A 16,520-nucleotide genomic window follows, 5' to 3' on the forward strand; every position below is an offset into this window, starting at 1 on the left:
TGTCTCTTTCGGTCAACGGATACTCCCGGACACGGCACGGATCGACAGGCAGTCGGGGAGTGATCAGGGATATGAGGGCTGCTGGGGGCCGGGGACGTCGACGCGGACGGTCTCGATCCAGCCCTGCCGCTCCTCGGTTTCCGCGGGCTGCCAGCTGTTGGAGGTGAGCAGATAGAGGCTGCGCCCGTCGAGGCCGCCGAGTACGCAGTCAGTCGCGCAACGGCCTGGCACGTCGACGACATCGGTGACCTCGCCGCCGGCCAGGACGCGGATGAAGCGACCGTTCACGATGCACGAGACCCACACACCGCCCTCGGCATCGACGCACAGGCCGTCGGGCGTGGAGCCGGCGGGTAGCGGGGCCCACAGACGCTTCCCGCTCAACTCGCCGTCCTCGCCGATGTCGAAGGCTGTCAGACGTGCCGCCCAGGTCTCGGCCACCACCAGAGTCCTGGTGCCGGGGAGGATCACCACGCCGTTGGGGAAGACCATGTCGGAGTCCGCCACGCGCACCTCCCCCGTTGGCGGGATCGCGAAGACGGGGCCGTTCTCCTGTGGCGCGCCGGCATACAGGTCGTAGCCGAAGCCTCCGAGGTAGGCGGCACCGGACTCGTCGACCACCATGTCGTTGATGGGCGCGTCCGTCATCGCGGACAGATCGGCGTGGACGCTCTGGCTGCCGTCCGGGGCGTGCTTGAGCACGACCCGGCGCAGCATCGAGCTGATCAGCAGTGATCCGTCAGCCAGCCAGCCGAGGCCGGAGGGCTGGTCGTCGATGCGGGTGACGACTTCCGGCAGCTGGTCGCCGTCCGGATCCACGCGGAAGACCTCTCCGGTGTGCATGTCGGAGAACCAGAGCCGGCCGTCATGCCAGCGGCCTCCTTCGGGGAAGCGGAAGCCCGTGTAGAGCCGGGTGGGTGTGCTCACGATGCGACCTTTCTCGAGTCGATCGGCCTGGCGAGGTCCGCTGAGCGGCGTGAGTGCAGCCGGACGGAAAAACGGGTCCAGGCCCGGTGCAGACCCGGCGCTTCGACGGCGACGATGAGGAGCAGCAATGCGGCGTAGAAGAGCTGGGCGAGGTAGCCCTGCAGGCCGGCGGTGGTGACGATCTGAGCGAGCAGGGACACCGTCAGTGCCCCGGCCAGGAGGCCGGCGACACTGCCGCGTCCGCCTGCCAGCGAGACCCCGCCGAGCAGCGCGCCGACAGCGGCCAGGATCAGCGGCTGGGTTCCAGGATCGGGGTTGGCCGCGCCCAGGCTGAAGTTGAGCAGGGCGCCGGATGCCGCGGCCAGCACACCCGAGGTGGCGAACAGGCCGATGAGCAGGCGGTCGGCGCGTACCCCGGAGACCCGGCTGGCCCGGCGGTCCGATCCGATGGCGCGGATCTCTCGTCCCCAGCGTGAGCAGCCGAGGGTCAAGCCGACGACCACGAAGGCAGCGAGCACGAGCAGGCTTCGGGGCGAAAGGACCGCGGCGAACTGCCTGTCGACCCACAGGGTCACCGAGATGTTGTCGTAGGTCTTGCTCAGCCCGCCGGAGATCGCCTTGGTCAGGCCCAGGAGCGCGATGTAGGTCCCCAGGGTGACCGGCATCGAGGGGATGTTGAACCGGGCGACGATGGTGCCTTGGACAGTGCCGATCACTGCGCCGGCCGTGAGGGCGACAGCCATGCCGATGACCCAGTGGGCGCCGCCGTACTGCACCGCGAGCATGCCACCCAGGGCGTACGTACCGACGATCGAGAGGTCGAACTCTCCGGCGAACATCGTGAGCCCCAGGCCCAGCACCAGTGGGGCGAGGCGGGCGAAGAACTGCAGTGCGTTGAAGGTGTCGAAGGCCAGTAGCGGCTCGCCCGAGTAGAGGGGCAGCGCCAGGTAGGCCAGCAAGGCGATGCCCAGCGCGCTGGTCGGCAGCAGGCGCTGAGGTCTGCTCAGGAAGGCCCGGACGAAACGGGTTTGGGACATCATCGGGCTCCTTTGCGGGACCGGAGGTGGACCACGACCACGACGGCGAGCACGATCAGTCCCTTGACCAGGACCTGTGCCCCGGTGCTGTAGCCGCGCAGCAGCAGGACATCGGAGAGGGCGGCGATCAGCACGGCTCCGCACAGCGTGCGAACCGCTGAGCCGCTTCCTCCGGCGATCGGGGTCCCGCCGACGAGGACGGCGGCGATCGCGTCGAACGTCAGGGTGCCTCCGAGGTTGATGTTCGTGGTGGTGTTGAAAGCGCCGCTGAAGGAGGCCGCTACCGCGAACAGGGCGCCGGCCAGAAGCCAGGCGATGGTGATGGTGCGTCCGACGGCAAGGCCGGCCGCAGTGGCCGCGCGCCGGTTCTCACCCGTGAGATAGAGGGTCCTGCCGAAGCCTGACCGGCGGAGCAGGAGTTCGAGCAGGACGGTGAAGACGACGAGTACGTACACACTCAGCGCGATGCCGCCCGGCGTCGCATTGAGGTGGATGTAACCGGCGCCCTGAGGGGCGACCGAGGTTCCTCCGGTGACCCAGGTCGCCACACCGACCAGAGCGAAACCGGCAGCGATACTCAGGACGATGGGGTTCGCCTCGCCGTATCCGACTGCCAGGCCCTGCAGCGCGGTGATGGCCGCGCCGACGGCGAGGGTGGCCAGCAGTGAGGGAACCAGACCCCACGACTGGGTCACGAGGAACACCATGGCGCACACCGAGGCGGTCTCGGAGATCGCAAGGGAGACCGACGTCCCGGCGATCACGATGAGGGTCAGCCCGAGAGCGGCGATGCCGACGAGGCTGGCAGAGGTGAAGACAGCGCGTAGGTTGTCGAAGGTGTAGAAGCGGTCCGTCACCGCGCCGAGTACCAGCAGGGCGACGAGAGCGAGGGCGGCGACAGCATCGCTCCAGGCGATGGCGCGCCGGGTGCCACCGCTGGCTGTGGTCGCTGTGTCCAGGGGTGTCTGCACAGTGTTCACCGGGCGCCTCCCGCCTCGTGCACGGCGGTACCGTGAGTCATCTCGAAGAGCAGCGCGTCCCCGGACGTGACGCTGTCATGCCGGGCGACGACCTCTCCCTTGTGGAACGTGACGACGACGTCGGCGAGTTCGACGAGCTCGTCGAGCTCGGTGGACGCGAACAGGACCGTCATCCCATCGGCCGCGGCCTTGCGGACGAGCCGGTGGATGGCCGCCCGCCCGCCCACGTCCACGCCGCGGGTGGGTTCGTCCAGGAGCAGCACCTTCACGTCCGGGCGTCCCAGCGCCCGTGCGACGAAGACCTTCTGCTGGTTGCCACCGCTGAGGTCACCGACCGCGACCCCCAGGCGGTCCCGCAGTCCGCAGGACGCCGCAAGCTGTTGCTCGCATGTCCGCCACGCCCTGCTACGGACCGCGCCGGCTCGGGTGAAGGCCGGGATCCTCGTGGCCATGAGGTTCGTGCCGACGGGGCGGCGCAGGAACAGGCCTTCGGACTTGCGGTCGTTGGAGGCGAACGCGATGCCGCCGCTCGATGCCGCGATGGGATCGCCGGCGGTCAGATGCCGTCCGCCGACGCTGACGCGCCCGCGCATCGCAGGCTCGAGACCGGCTATGCCGCGCAACACCTCGGAAGCACCTGAGCCCACTTGGCCGGCCAGGGCGTAGACAGCCCCGGCACGAGCGTCGAGGGACAGTCTCCCGAACCGTCCGGGCACAGCGATCGCGTGGAGTTGCAGAGCCACCTCGCCGACGTTCGCCGGCCGCTTGAGGCTGCTCTGCGGTGTCTCGCCGAGGATGTGCCTGATCAGGCTCTGGACGGTGAGTTTCGCTGTGTCGGCCACGGTCACGACGCGGCCGTCGCGCATGACCGTCACCCGGTCGCACAGCTGGAGCACCTCGCCGAGCCTGTGGGAGACGAAGAGCACGGAGCAGCCGGCGGCGGCTACGCGGCGTACGGCGGCATAGACCCGCTCACTTTCGACATCGCTCAGTGTCGCGGTCGGCTCGTCGAGGATGACCACGCGGGCACGCTGGCCCATGGCCCTGGCGATTTCGACCAGTTGGCGCTCGCCGAGCCCCAGCGAGCGCAGCGGCTGGTCGGGGTGGACGTGCGCGAGCCCCATCTCGACGAGCATGTCGCGAGCGCGAGCTCGTTCGTGCCGACGCCGGTAAACCCATCCGGTGCTGCGGTCGCCGAGGAAGAGGTTCTCGGCGACCGTCAGGGCGGGCACGACGCTGAGCTCCTGGTCGACCAGAGCTATGCCGGCCAGCTGAGCGCTGCCCCTGTTGCGCAGCTCGACGACCTCGCCTGCGATGCTGATGGTGCCGGCCTCGGGGCTCTCCTGTCCCGAGAGCATCTTGACGACCGTGCTCTTGCCTGCGCCGTTGTGCCCGCACAAGGCGTGGACCTCACCTGCCCGAAGCGTGAGGTCGGCGCCGTGGACGGCCACCGTGTCGCCGTAGGTCTTGCGCAGGCCGGTGAGGCTCACCAGCGGCGGGCCGGCCGGAGAGTCGTAAGGCTGGGTGCTCATGCGTGGCTGCACTGTGCGGCGTACTGGTCGACGTTGGCGGCGGTGATCCGCTCTTCCTTGACGGTCTGCTTCCGCGGAGGGTTCTGGCCGCTGAGGTACTTCAGGACGTAGTCCGCCGTCTGGTTCGCGATCGTGCCTGGATCCTCGGTCGCCGTGCCGTAGAGGGTGCCCTTCTTGATCGCTTCGATGCCGGCCTTGAAGCAGTTGCTGCTGGTGACGACCAGGCCCTTCTTCCCACCGACCTCGCAGCCCGCCTGCTTGGCCGAGGCGATGATCGGCAGTGCCATGTAGTCCGCCATACCGTAGGCAGCCTGGATCCCGTCGCAGCCGTGCTTCGCCAGCAGCTGGGTCGCGATCTGGCCCGACAGCGTGGGGTCCCAGTTGCCGTCCTGGGTCTCGATCACCTTGTAGCCGGGAGCGGTCGCCATCTCGGCGTTGAAGCCCTTCATACGGTCCTGGGTCACCAGCGAGGAAGCGGTGCCGGTGACGACGACCACGTTGCCGGACTTGCGCCCTTGGGCCTTGAGGCCCTCGATGATGTTCTCGGCAGCGGCCTTGCCGAGTGCGACGTTGTCGCTCAAGACCTGAAGCACGTCACCGTCGACCTTCGGATCGGGGCGGCCGTCGAAGACCAGCACCGGCACACCGGCCTGCTTCGCCTTGGCGATCGGAACCGCCATCGACTTCGTGTCGAGCAGTGCGGTCACGATGAGGTCGGGCTTGTCCGCGATCGCCTGGTTGAAGTTCTGGACCGCTGTCCCCGCGTCCATGGTGGTCAGGTCCTTGAGCTTGACGTCGGCGGCCTTGAGTCTCTTCTCGAAGACGCTGTTGTAGTACGCAGCCCACTGGTTGGTGTTGCCGTAGCCGATGAAGTGGACGGTCTTCCCCGAGGCGCTGCCGCTGTTGCCCGTGCCCGACGATCCTGCGGCTGTTGACGACGAACCGGTGCAACCGGCGGCCAGTGCCGCCACGGCAACCAGAGATCCAGCCAGAGCGATCTTGTTGACCCGCTGGCGGCCGGTCTTTCCGAGGGTGGTCTTCCCGCCTGTGGCCAGGCGTGTTTCAGGCTTCATGGGGTCCTCGCAGGCACCTCGATGTGTCTTCCGTCATGCGTCACATTAGGTACAGTTCCTTCAGTGGGAGAGGTATGAAAAGTCCACTCCTATGCGCCCTGGGGTGCATGTTTCCAACACCAGTCCATGACGGTGGCGTGACGGGAGGATGTGAAGGAGATGACGTCGACAGCGTCGCCACTTCCCGCCGACGAGAGCTCGCAGGCCTATCACCGCCGGCGCAAGCGCGAGCTGTCATCGCTCTATGCGACCGCCAGGTCACTGACTGCGCTGGGTGAGCTCGATGACGTCCTGCGGTCGATCGTGCGTCATGCTCACGGACTCATCGGCACGGACTTCACGTACCTGTCCCTGCTCGGCCCGGACGATGCGCTGTCGGTCCGTGCCTCGGAAGGCACCATCTCCGCCGACTTCCTGGCCGCCGGCATTCCTCCCGGCACCGGACTCGGAGGGCAGGTGATCGAACGGCGCAAGCCGATCTGGGTCAGCAACTACCTCGTCGCCGACGAGCTCAATCACGTCCACGACTTCGACAGGCTCGTCGCACGAGAAGGCCTGGTCGCGCTCCTCGGGGTGCCCTTGCTCGTCCGCGGCCAGGCGGTCGGCGCGCTCTTCGCCGCCGACCGCTCGGAGAGGTCGTTCAGCTCGGAAGAGATCGCACTCTTCAGCGCATTCGCAGATCACGCCGCGATCGCACTCGACAACGCTCGTCTGTACGACCAAAGCCGCACCGCCCTCGAGGAGCTGCAGTCCGCCTACCGTGTCATCGAAGAGCACGTTGCCACGATCGAACGCTCGCAAGCCGTTCACGAGGCGCTCACTGACGTCGTCCTCACCGGCGGTGGACCGAAGGACGTCGCCTCCCACCTAGCCGATCAGATGGGTGGAGCGGTGGTCTTCCTCGGTCGCGACAAAACGCTGTTGGCGAGCGCGGGCGTCGACCAGATGCTCCATGACAGCAATAGTCCGGCGTGGCCCGGGATCATGCATGCCCTCGAGGGCGCGCGTCGCACGGGACGATGCATGACCCAGAAGGACGCGTCCGCCACGCACAGCGTCGCCGTCGTCCAGGCTGGAGACAGTTACCTCGGAGCTCTCGTTTGGAGTCAGCCTGCCAGCCCGAGTTCGGCTGACCTGCGCATGCTCGAGAGAGCCACACACATTGTCGCTCTGATGATTCTGAAGGAGAACGCGGTCGCCGACGCGGCCGAGCGGCTCAGCGGCGAGCTGATGACCGAGTTGCTGGTCAACAGCCCCGCCGTCAGCGCGGCGCAGCGGGCGCGAACACGCGCGCGCGGCATCGATGTCGACGCGCTCAACCTCCTCGTGGTCGCCGACTCCACGACGGTTGCCACTCTTGAGCTGTCACGCCAACTCCACGTGTACGCACGTAAACACGCGGGCCTGGCCGGTGAATACCTCGGTCGAGCCACTATGCTCCTGCACGCTGAAGACGTCGATGAGGCTGTCGCGGACGGACACCGTGCCATACGCCAGCAGCTCGACCGGGACATCAATCTCATAGGCGAACAGGTTCAGGACCGCGACTGGGCCCGAGCATTCACGACGGCGAGCAGGTGCCTCGACCTGGCACTCGCTCTGGGCAAGACCGACCACGGCGCCACAACAAGTGACTATGCCCTCTACTCGCTCCTGTTCGCCCCTGACCGCATCAACGAATTGGACCGCTTCATCTCAGCCACCATAGGTCCCCTCCTCGCATACGATGCACAGCGCTCAACTGACCTCGTCACCACTGCCGCGACCTACTTCGCCAACCGTGGGAGCCTGGCTCAGACCGCACGGGCCCTCCAAGTCCATCCCAACACGCTGCTCAAGCGACTGGACCGCATCGACCTCGTACTCGGCAGCGGTTGGCGGGAGTCGGAGGCGCTTGACTCCCAACTCGCGCTCCGTATGCACCAACTGCGCGGGACGGTAAATCGTTCGGGTCTTACAAGATTTTCGTAGCCGCTGATCGGGCCAACTGGCCTGTGGTGTCGGCCGGTTGGCAGCGCCATCCTGGTGGTGTGTGCGATACGGCTGGAAGACCTGTCACCGCAGCTGGCCGCGGTACGGGTCGATCGTGTGGAGGCCAGCGGTGATCTGCTGCGGATCGCGGCCCGGGGCGCTGTCACGTTGTTGGGTGTGAGATGTCTGATGGTGCGTCGTGGCGCGGTGGAGCCCGGTTCCGGGTTGTGCTCAGGCCGTGGTAGAGGGGCCGGCGACTCCGGTGATGTGCTCCCAGATTGCGAAGCGGACGGGCATCTCGGCTCGGTAGTCGTGTGCGGACAGCCTGTGGCGTCGGGGCCGGAAGTGGGGTGAGATGCCGCTGAACGCGGACAGGAACCGCTGTGCTCCGCCCACGGAGCGGAAGCCTTTCATCGCCCATTCGCGCTGCCTTGTTGGCTGGTGGCTGTTCTCCGCCCGGTTGTTCAGCCCCTTGTGGGAGCGGTGCTCGACGGAGGGCATGACCTCGCGATGGGCCGCCCCGTAGGAGCGGAGCTTGTCGGTGACGATCACCCGCGGCACCATGCGGGTCTTCTCCATCAGCCTGCGCAAGAAGCGCCTTGCCGCGGCCTTGTCCCGGCGGCTCTGCACGAGGATGTCCAGGACGTTGCCGTCCTGGTCGACCGCCCGCCACAGATACTTCTGCTCCCCATTGATCTTGATGAAGACCTCGTCCAAGTGCCACTTCTCACCAGGCCGGGGCCTGCGGCGGCGCAGCGAATCGGCGTACCGCTGCCCGAACTTGCCGCACCAGCGGCGGATCGTCTCGTAGGAGAGGACGATCCCGCGCTCGAGCATCAGCTCCTCGACCCCGCGGAACGACAGCGGAAGCGGTGATACAGCCACACGCAGTGGGAGATGACCTCGACCGGGTACCGGTGCCCCTTGTACGACGGCGACACGGCCCCCACGGAACAACCCCCTCCAACACGATCAACCAGAAGATCATCCCACCCGCTCAGCCAATGTGACAGCGCCCCCCCGTCCAGGACGGCGGGGTCGCGGGCGGCCTGCAGTCCACCTTGCTCCAGGTCGGCGCTCGGCACCTCGGTGCTCGTCTCGCTCATCAGCAGCCGCGTCGGCTCCACGCTCACCGACTCGCTGACCGAGGCGGGCGTGCCCCACGCGGTCGCCGGTCGCCTCCAGGAGGCGAAGGACGCGGTGGCCATGGGCGTCGCCCCGGTCTCCGACACGATGACCGCGCAGCTCAGGGCCGACGTGACGGAGGGCAGCCACACCGCTTTCATGAACGGCGTCCACACCGCTGTTCTCGTCACAGGCATCCTCGCCCTCATCGGCGCCGTCCTTTCGGCGCTCGGCCTTCGCGGCCGCAAGGACGGGCACGACGAGAACGACACGGAGGTGCCGAACCCGGACGCTGTCCCGGACGCGCCGACCACAGTCACCGCGCCCGTCCCGGCGGCGACCGCGAGTGCCGCGGCCGTGGCCCCGTCCTCCGGCGGCACCCCAGTCAGCGGCCACGTCCGTGGCTCCGAGGTGCCGTAGGCAGGACCGGAAGTGTGCACGCGGAAAGTGCCTTCCCCCGTGAGACGACAGAAGCTTTAGACAAGCCCTGTCGTCCCAGGTCAGAAGGCACTTTCGCTTTGCCGTTCATGATCCGGACGCAACCCCGAGTGAAACGCGCAGGCTGGTCGTCCACGCACTGCTGCCGGGGGCCCGGCGGCAGGTTCAGCCGGCCTTGCCGTAGTTCAGCAAACGGGGGTTGATCGTTCCGCGCTGCAGCTTCGAGTCGTGGGGCTCGACGAAGCCGGCGTCGGTGATGTAGAGCCTGTTTCCGCGTACCGCGACGGAGGTGGGCGAGGCGAGGCCGTCCGAGACCGTCAGGACGGTCTTGGTGGTCCCGCCGGGGTGGACGACCGCTACCTGGTTGAGACTGTTCTGCGCGGCGAACGCCACGTTGGAGTCGTCGCGGAGGAAGGCGAAGTCGTCGACACCGGCGAGGCTGCTGGTCACGGTGTGGATTCGGCCGGGGGCGCCGGTGGCGGTGACCGGGATCCGCAGCAGGGTGCCCTGCGCGGTGTTGGAGACCCAGACGGCACCCCTGTGGAAGCGGAGCCCGTTCGCGCCGAGCCAGAAGGACGCGTCGGGCGCGAGGGCGGGGTCGGTCAGCCAGGCGGTCGCCGTTCCGCCGGAGGCCGGGACGGTCCAGACGGTGCTCTTGGTGCTGTCGGCCACGTACACGGTGCGCCCGGCGGGGTCGAGGGCTATGCCGTTGGGGATTCCGTCGGTGGGCAGGGCGGCGATGCGGCGAGGGGTACCGCCCGGGGGCAACTTCCATACGCCTACCCGGGAGGCGTCATCAGAGACCACGTTGTAATAGATGGTGCCGTGGCGGTCGCGCGTGGTGCCGGTGAACGCGTTGCCCTGTTGCCCGACTACGATCGCCGTGCTGTTTCCGGACGGGTCGATCCGCAACAGGGCCGGACGCTGCCCCGCCACAGCACGCCCGCCCAGCGTGGAGACGGTCAGTGAGTTGTCCGGGTTGACAGTGATGCTCTCCAGGGCGTCGCCCGCGGTGAAGTCGAATGTGGCAAGGGTCCTCACGTGGGTGACGACCGGCTTCGGGGATGCCTGCTGTGTCGCCGCGGATGCGTACGGCGCCGAGGCGAGGACGACCGCCGCGGCGATCACCGCCGCGAGTCCTGACCGCTTCTTCAGGAGGGTTGCCGCAGGGGCTGCTGTGGAGATTTCCATGTGGGTCATCACACTTTCTCGAAAGGGCGCAGCGGCCGACGGTCGCGGGGTGGTCAGCCTCGCCGGATCCCGTCTACCGGCCGATCTGGCCGAGAGTGTCTGTACGGCCGCCACGTCCGATCTCGGCGGTAACGATCAGCAGCCTGAGAGGGGATGCGTCCTCGCGGCTCGTTCAGGTGACGATGCGACAGGGCAGCTTGCCCAGCCCGTGCAGGGTGTTGTTCACGATGAACTCGGGCTTGCCGATCTCGAACCGGCGCACCCGTGCCAGCAGTGCTGTGAGGAGGGCGTGTGCCTCCAGCTTGGCCAGGTTCTGGCCGACACAGGCGTGGATGCCGACGCCGAAGGTCAGGTGGTCGGAGGGCTTCCGCGTGATGTCGAAGCGCTCCGGGTCGGCCCACTTGCGCTCGTCGCGGTTGGCGGAGGCGTACATGACGGCGACACGATCGCCCGCGGGGATGGTGACGCCGTCGCACTCCCAGGCCCTGGTGGTCACCCTGCTGAAAACGGTGACCGGAGACGCGATGCGCAGAACCTCGAGATAGGCGGCCGGCACCAGGGACGGGTCGGCCCTCAGCGCGTCCCACTGGTTGGGGTGTTCGGCGAACAGCCGGACGGCGGCCGCCAAGGAGAGGATCGTGGTGTCCATGCCCGTGGCGAGGAACGCCATCATGAGGGTGGTCGCGGCGAACTCGTCGATCTCGCCCGAATCGACCGCCTCCCAGACGCGGGCGCCGAGACCGCCTTCGGCAAGCCGGTCCTTGGCGGCGGTGGTGGTGACGTACTGCAGCAGAGCCTGCTGCTGTCGCATCGCGGCAGGTGTCCGCTCGCCGGAGGGACCCAGACCCTCAAACGTGGAGGCGCCGAACTCAAGGAGCTGGTCGCGGCCTTCCTCGGGAAGACCGATGAGATCGGCGACGAACCTCGGAGTGAATGCCTCTGCGAGGTCGGACACGGCGTCGAACTCCTCACCGTCCGCGAAGCGGTCGACGATTTCTTCCGCCGCAGCGGTCACCGAGGGACCGAGGTCGCGCAGCGCCCGGGGCATCAGCATGCGGGAGAGGATGACGCGCAGGGTGGTGTGGTGAGGCGGGTCGGAGGCCAGCACGCCGCCGGCCATGAGCTCGTTCATCTCGGCCGTGAAGCCCACTCCGGACGCGGAGCTGAACGTCTCGTGATCACGCAACGCGGCGCTGACCTGCTCGTAGCGCGGCAACGCCCACGCGTTGAACCGGCTGAGCCGGACCACCGGTCCCGCATCCCGTAGGCGCGCATACACCGGATAGGGATCGAGAAGTGTGTCCGTGGCGAAAAGGTCGACGTCGCTTGAGGGCAGGGTCGTGGAGGGCATCATTGGCTCCAAGGTCGAGGCCGCCGGGTCGGCCGGTGCGGCTGTCACGGTGCGCATCCGCTGTGAGTGCCGTGCTTTGTCGAGAAGTCCGCGTCATCCTGGGCTCGTGCGGTCAACCGTCCCGTCGTCGCACCGGCCGCTCCCGCTGGCCTGGCGGCGGGAAAGCACCGGCCGATTCGCCCATGACGCTAGCTGTGCCCTCGATGATGACCATCGGCCCGGACCAGGGTCCAACACTGAATCGCGCACGCAATGATCGAAGAATTCGATTCGCCTATGTTTTTGTCGCCTGGCACGGACTCCGCGGCATGACCGTGCCTCCTGCCGGGCGGGGTCGGGCAGGGTGAGAACGCGGGACGCACCAGTGCTGATCAATCGTCATCTTCGATGGCTGTGTGCCGGCATCCGCGTTGGACTTCATGGCCCGCTGAGCAGCATCCTCAGCGAGGGACAGCAACAACAGACAGTCGGCCCGCGAGATCCGAAGACAACACATCCACCTCATTCCGTATGGGCATCGAGTCCTGCTGTTACAGGACGGGCGAGGGCATCGACCGCTCCGGCGGCCCAGGGCCCGGCAGTCTCTCGCCGTCCACGACACAGGCATCGGCGCGGCTCGAGATGTCCTCGCGGATGGCGTCGCCACCAGCACCTGGCCCCGGCCGTGCCGTGCCGACGTGCCGACGGTCTCCCGTGGGCGCGGGAGACCGATCTGTAGACCGACCTGTGGATCGACGAACCCCGCATCGTGCCCGAGCAGCGACCTTCCACGGCAAAGGAGCCGCCCAGATGGTCATCACCCGTGAACTGCTGATCGACGGCAAAGAGAAGGGTGCGCAATCAGGGCGCACCACGCCCGTCATCAACCCCTCCATCGGACAGATGTACGCCACCGTGGCCGCGGCCGGCGTCGAGGACGTCAACAGCGCCGTCGACGCCGCCCAAGCCGCGTTCGAGGACTGGGCGAGGCTGGCCCCGTTCACCCGTCGCGCGATCTTCGCCAACGCCGCCGACCTGTTGGAGCAGCGGCGCGAACACATCGTGGACGTGATGGTCGGTGAGGTGGGCGCGACCCGGTTGTGGGCCTCGTTCAACGTGACACTGGCCGCCGCGATGCTGCGCGAGGCAGCCGCTCTGATCACCGCCCCGCGGGGCGAAGTGCTCACCACCCAGCACGACGGCGCCCTCAGCCTCGCGGTGCGTGAACCCTTGGGTGTGGTCGCCGCGTTCTCCCCGTGGAACGCCCCCGTCCCTTCTCGGGACCCGGGCGGTCGCCGCCGCTCTTGCCGCCGGTAACACGGTCGTGCTGAAGCCGAGCGAAGTGGCTCCTCTGTCCGCCGGACTGCTCATCGGGGAACTGCTGCGTGATGCCGGACTGCCTGACGGGGTCCTCAACGTGATCACGAACGACCCCGCCGACGCTCCGCACATCGCCGAAGCCCTCATCGCCCACACGGCGGTACGCGCGGTGAACTTCACCGGCTCGACGCGTGTCGGCCGGACCATCGGCGAGCAGGCCGCGCGCCACCTCAAGCCCGCGCTCCTGGAACTGGGCGGCAAGAACGCGGTCATCGTCCTGGACGACGCCGACGTCGACTACGCGGTCGACGCCGCCGCCTTCGCGGCGTTGATGCACTCCGGACAGATCTGCATGTCCGCCGACCGGATCCTGGTGCACGAATCGCTCGCCGAGGAGTTCACCGCCAAGTTCACGGCCAAGGTCGCCGCACTGCCGCTCGGCGATCCCAGCGACCCCGCCACGGTGATCGGCCCGCTGGTCAACACGGACCCCGACCAGCGGTGCGGGCTCTTCGCGGCACAGCGGATCGCCGCCCTGGTCGAGGATGCGGTCGCCAAGGGCGCCACCGTACTCGTCGGCGGTGCGGTTCAGGATGCCTCTCACCCGGCGACCGTCCTCACCGCGGTCCCCGCCCACGCCGACTTGCGCGGCGCGGAGACGGTCGGGCCGCTCTGCGTCATCGACACCTTCGCCACCGATGACGAGGCCGTCGCGATGGCCAACGACACGGACCAGGGCCTGACCGCCGGCATCATCACCGAGAACGGCACGCACGGCCTCCGGGTGGCCCGAAGGCTGCGGACCGGCATGGTCCACATCAACGACCAGTCCGTCGCCGACGATCCCCAGGCGCCGTTCGGTGGTGTCCAGTCCTCCGGCTACGGCCGTTTCGGAGGCCGCTGGGGCATCGAGGCCTTCAGCAACACCCGTTGGATCACTCTGGCCACCGAGCACGCCACCTACCCCTTCTGAAGGTTCGGCGACGGGCCGGCCTCGTGGGCCGGCCCGGGGCCGGCGCGCTGACCACACAGCGGACAGGAACCAAGGATGATCTCGACCACCACACCCGTCTTTGACGTGGACATCTTCGATGACGAGGTGCTCAACGATCCGTACCCCGTGTACGAAGACCTGCGCGATCTCGGGGCGGCGGTCTACTTGTCGCGCCACGATTGCTGGGTACTTCCGCGGTATGCGCAGGTGCGCGCGGCGTTGGGCGATCACGGGCGGTTCTCCTCGGTCGACAGTGTCGGTCTCGACCCGGCTCTGAACGAGCGGCGCCGCGGCGGGGTCCTCGCGTCGGACTCGCCGGAACACGAGGTGCTGCGCGGTGTCCTGTCCGAGAGCCTGGCGCCGCGCGCCCTCGCCAGGCTGCGGACGGACATCGGCCGCCGGGCCGCAGAGCTCGTCGCCCCGCTCGTGGAGCGCGAAACCTTCGACGTGGTCCGGGACTTGGCCCGCGTGTTCCCCGTGAGCGTCGTCGCCGACCTGATCGGGATGCCCTTGGCGGCAAGGGAGCAGGTGCTGCGGTTCGCCGACGCCTTCTTCAACACCTTCGGCCCGCTCAACGACCGCACCAGACAATCCCTGCCGGTCGCCGAGACGCTGTTCGACGAACTCACCGCGATGATGAGCCGCGACAACCTCGAACCGGGCGGCTGGGGCGAGGCCGTCCACCGCGCTGCCGACCGAGGAGTGATCGGCAGGTATCAGGTTGTACCGCTGCTGCGGGCCTACCTCGTGGCGAGCATGGACACCACCATCAACGCGATCGGCAGCGGTCTGTGGCTGCTCGCGGAGAGACCCGAGGCCTGGCGGGCACTGCGGAAGGACCGGAGCCTCGTGCCGTTGGTGTTCGAAGAGATCCTGCGCTACGAATCGCCCGTACAGATGTTCTTCCGCAGAGCCACCTGCCCCGTCGCGTACGAGGACGTGGTGATCCCGGAGCAGGCACAGGTATGCCTGTTGTTCGGATCGGCGAACCGGGATCCCCGCAAGTGGACCGACCCCGACCGCTTCCAGGTCGACCGGGCGCCGATGGACCACGTCGGCTTCGGATACGGCGTCCACGGTTGCGCCGGTCAGGGCTTGGCCCGCATCGAGGCGCAAGCGATCTTCTCCGCCCTCCTTGATCGTGTCGACCGCATCGAACTCGCCGGCCCGCCGCGCCGGCACCTGAACAACGTGATCCGCGGGCTGGACAGCCTGCCGGTCACCGTTACCACCGGAAGGGTGTGACCGTGAGCATCGAACTCGTTCCCGGCCGTTGTGAGGGCCACGCTGTGTGCGAGGCCATCGCACCTGAGGTGTTCCGGGTGGACGACGACGGAATGGTGCAACTGGTCCCCGGCGGTGACCACGGCGACGCAACCGCCCTCGCGGCGGTGCGTTCCTGCCCGGTCGCGGCCCTGCGGGCCACGTCATGAAGCGCATCGTCGTCGTGGGTGGCTCGATCGCGGCGGTGACGGCCGCGAGCTGGCTGCGCGTACGGGGCTTCGACGGGACGGTCACGCTCCTGAGCGCGGAGACGGAGCAGCCCTACACCAGGGTCCCCCTGTCCAAGACCGTGCTGTCCGGCGAGGCGACGGACGCCTCCACCGCGCTGCCGCCCCTCGACGACAGCGTCGAGCTGCGGCTCGGAGCCCGGGCCGTCTCGCTGGACACCGGGGCACGCCGGGTGATCCTCGAGAGCGGCGAGCCGGTGCCCTACGACGGTCTGGTGATCGCCACCGGAGGGCGGGCCCGGCGGCTGAGCCCGCCCGGTATGTCGGGGGAGCGGGTGCTGCGCACGCTCGCCGACTGCGCGGCGCTGCGCGAGGACCTGACCCGCGCTCGCAGCGTCCTGGTCGTCGGAGCGGGGCTGCTGGGCATGGAGATCGCATCGACGTGCCGCACCCTGGGCCTGCAGGTCACGGTGGTCGACCGGGATCCGCCGCTGCGCCGGGTGCTCGGGCCGGTGCTCGCCGAGGTGGTCACGAGTGCCGCGCGTGAGCACGGAGTGATGCTCAGGACGGTGCCCGGCGGCGTCCGGCTGGTCGGATCCGACACGCTGGAGGGCGTCGACGCCGGCGGTGACCTTCTGACCGCCGACGTGATCGTGTCGGCGGTCGGGGACGTACCCGCTGTCGACTGGCTCACCGGTTCCGGTCTGACACTCGACCACGGTGTGGTCACCGACTCCCGCGGCCGCGTCGCGGACGGCATCGTCGCGGCCGGGGATGCGGCGGTGGTCCGTGGGGCCAGCCGTCGTCCGCACTGGACCAACGCGGTGGAGCAGGCGCGGGTGGCGGCGGCCGCGCTGCTGGGGGAGGACGTGGCCGGGGCGGCGCTTCCCTCGTACTTCTGGACCAACCAGTTCGGCGTCGAGGTGAAGATCGCCGGGGAACCGGCCGGACTCGGCACACCGGATCTGGTCGATGTGGACGGCAACTCGATGCTTCTGCGCTGGTCGGGGGGCGCGGCGGCGACGGTGGACCACACGATGCCGGTCCGCAAGCTCCGACAGCTCGCCTCCGCCCCGTGACAGGTCGTGCACGTGGTAGCAGAGCCGAGGGATGCAGCAGATCCACCCCTGGCGGGCGGAGACTGGCCCGCG

General features: G+C 68.4%; 11 protein-coding genes and 3 pseudogenes. 6 read left to right on the forward strand and 8 right to left on the reverse strand.

All coding sequences use genetic code 11. The features are described 5' to 3' along the window. Positions 1–63: 63 nt before the first annotated feature. From GWK25_RS23040 to GWK25_RS23060, 5 genes are read right to left on the reverse strand one after another with little or no spacing between them, the layout of a single operon-like run. Entirely contained in the window at positions 64–927 is an 864-nt protein-coding gene (locus GWK25_RS23040) for an SMP-30/gluconolactonase/LRE family protein (protein WP_215452566.1), read from the reverse strand. Beyond that, positions 924–1,964 (reverse strand): ABC transporter permease, encoded by a 1,041-nt coding sequence (locus GWK25_RS23045; RefSeq protein ID WP_215452567.1) that lies wholly within the window; start codon positions 1,962–1,964, stop codon positions 924–926. The genes GWK25_RS23040 and GWK25_RS23045 overlap by 4 nt, the downstream gene beginning before the upstream one ends. Then, complete coding sequence (locus tag GWK25_RS23050; RefSeq protein WP_215452568.1) at positions 1,964–2,944, reverse strand: ABC transporter permease; 981 nt, start codon at positions 2,942–2,944, stop codon at positions 1,964–1,966. Before GWK25_RS23050 ends, GWK25_RS23045 begins: the two co-directional genes overlap by 1 nt. Beyond that, entirely contained in the window at positions 2,941–4,476 is a 1,536-nt protein-coding gene (locus GWK25_RS23055) for a sugar ABC transporter ATP-binding protein (RefSeq protein ID WP_215452569.1), read from the reverse strand. Before GWK25_RS23055 ends, GWK25_RS23050 begins: the two co-directional genes overlap by 4 nt. After that, on the reverse strand, positions 4,473–5,549 hold the full coding sequence (locus GWK25_RS23060) for a sugar ABC transporter substrate-binding protein (RefSeq protein ID WP_215452570.1): 1,077 nt from the start codon (positions 5,547–5,549) through the stop codon (positions 4,473–4,475). Before GWK25_RS23060 ends, GWK25_RS23055 begins: the two co-directional genes overlap by 4 nt. A gap of 159 nt (positions 5,550–5,708) precedes the next feature. Here GWK25_RS23060 and GWK25_RS23065 point away from each other — a divergent pair, with 159 nt between their 5' ends. Next, the gene (locus GWK25_RS23065) at positions 5,709–7,520 is read left to right on the forward strand and encodes a GAF domain-containing protein (RefSeq protein ID WP_215452571.1); all 1,812 of its coding nucleotides are present in this window, start codon (positions 5,709–5,711) and stop codon (positions 7,518–7,520) included. 231 nt (positions 7,521–7,751) lie between these two features. On the opposite strand, the pseudogene GWK25_RS23070 reads toward GWK25_RS23065, so the two are convergent. Further along, positions 7,752–8,470 (reverse strand): annotated as a pseudogene (locus GWK25_RS23070) (IS6 family transposase). Positions 8,471–8,539: 69 nt separating this feature from the next. Between GWK25_RS23070 and GWK25_RS23075 the strand changes: the two are divergent. Beyond that, positions 8,540–8,885: pseudogene (locus tag GWK25_RS23075) on the forward strand (MFS transporter); the annotation flags it as partial. Between the two features lie 363 nt (positions 8,886–9,248). On the opposite strand, the gene GWK25_RS23080 reads toward GWK25_RS23075, so the two are convergent. Both GWK25_RS23080 and GWK25_RS23085 read right to left on the reverse strand, forming a co-directional pair. Next, a complete protein-coding gene (locus GWK25_RS23080) occupies positions 9,249–10,283 on the reverse strand; it encodes an SMP-30/gluconolactonase/LRE family protein (RefSeq protein ID WP_251828997.1) in 1,035 nt (344 codons plus the stop codon). Between the two features lie 163 nt (positions 10,284–10,446). Beyond that, complete coding sequence (locus GWK25_RS23085; protein WP_251828998.1) at positions 10,447–11,625, reverse strand: cytochrome P450; 1,179 nt, start codon at positions 11,623–11,625, stop codon at positions 10,447–10,449. A gap of 789 nt (positions 11,626–12,414) precedes the next feature. Between GWK25_RS23085 and GWK25_RS23090 the strand changes: the two are divergent. The 4 genes and pseudogenes from GWK25_RS23090 (at position 12,415) to GWK25_RS23105 (ending at position 16,448) form a co-directional block, all read left to right on the forward strand. Beyond that, positions 12,415–13,897: pseudogene (locus GWK25_RS23090) on the forward strand (aldehyde dehydrogenase family protein). Between the two features lie 75 nt (positions 13,898–13,972). Beyond that, the gene (locus GWK25_RS23095; RefSeq protein ID WP_215452573.1) at positions 13,973–15,163 is read left to right on the forward strand and encodes a cytochrome P450; all 1,191 of its coding nucleotides are present in this window, start codon (positions 13,973–13,975) and stop codon (positions 15,161–15,163) included. 2 nt (positions 15,164–15,165) lie between these two features. Further along, positions 15,166–15,351, forward strand: a complete 186-nt coding sequence (locus GWK25_RS23100; RefSeq protein WP_308404292.1) for a ferredoxin — start codon at positions 15,166–15,168, stop codon at positions 15,349–15,351. Beyond that, entirely contained in the window at positions 15,348–16,448 is a 1,101-nt protein-coding gene (locus GWK25_RS23105) for an NAD(P)/FAD-dependent oxidoreductase (RefSeq protein WP_215452577.1), read from the forward strand. Before GWK25_RS23100 ends, GWK25_RS23105 begins: the two co-directional genes overlap by 4 nt. Positions 16,449–16,520 lie beyond the last annotated feature (72 nt).

The organism is Streptomyces sp. ATCC 21386 (assembly GCF_018728545.1).
Taxonomy (GTDB): Bacteria; Actinomycetota; Actinomycetes; order Streptomycetales; family Streptomycetaceae; genus Streptomyces.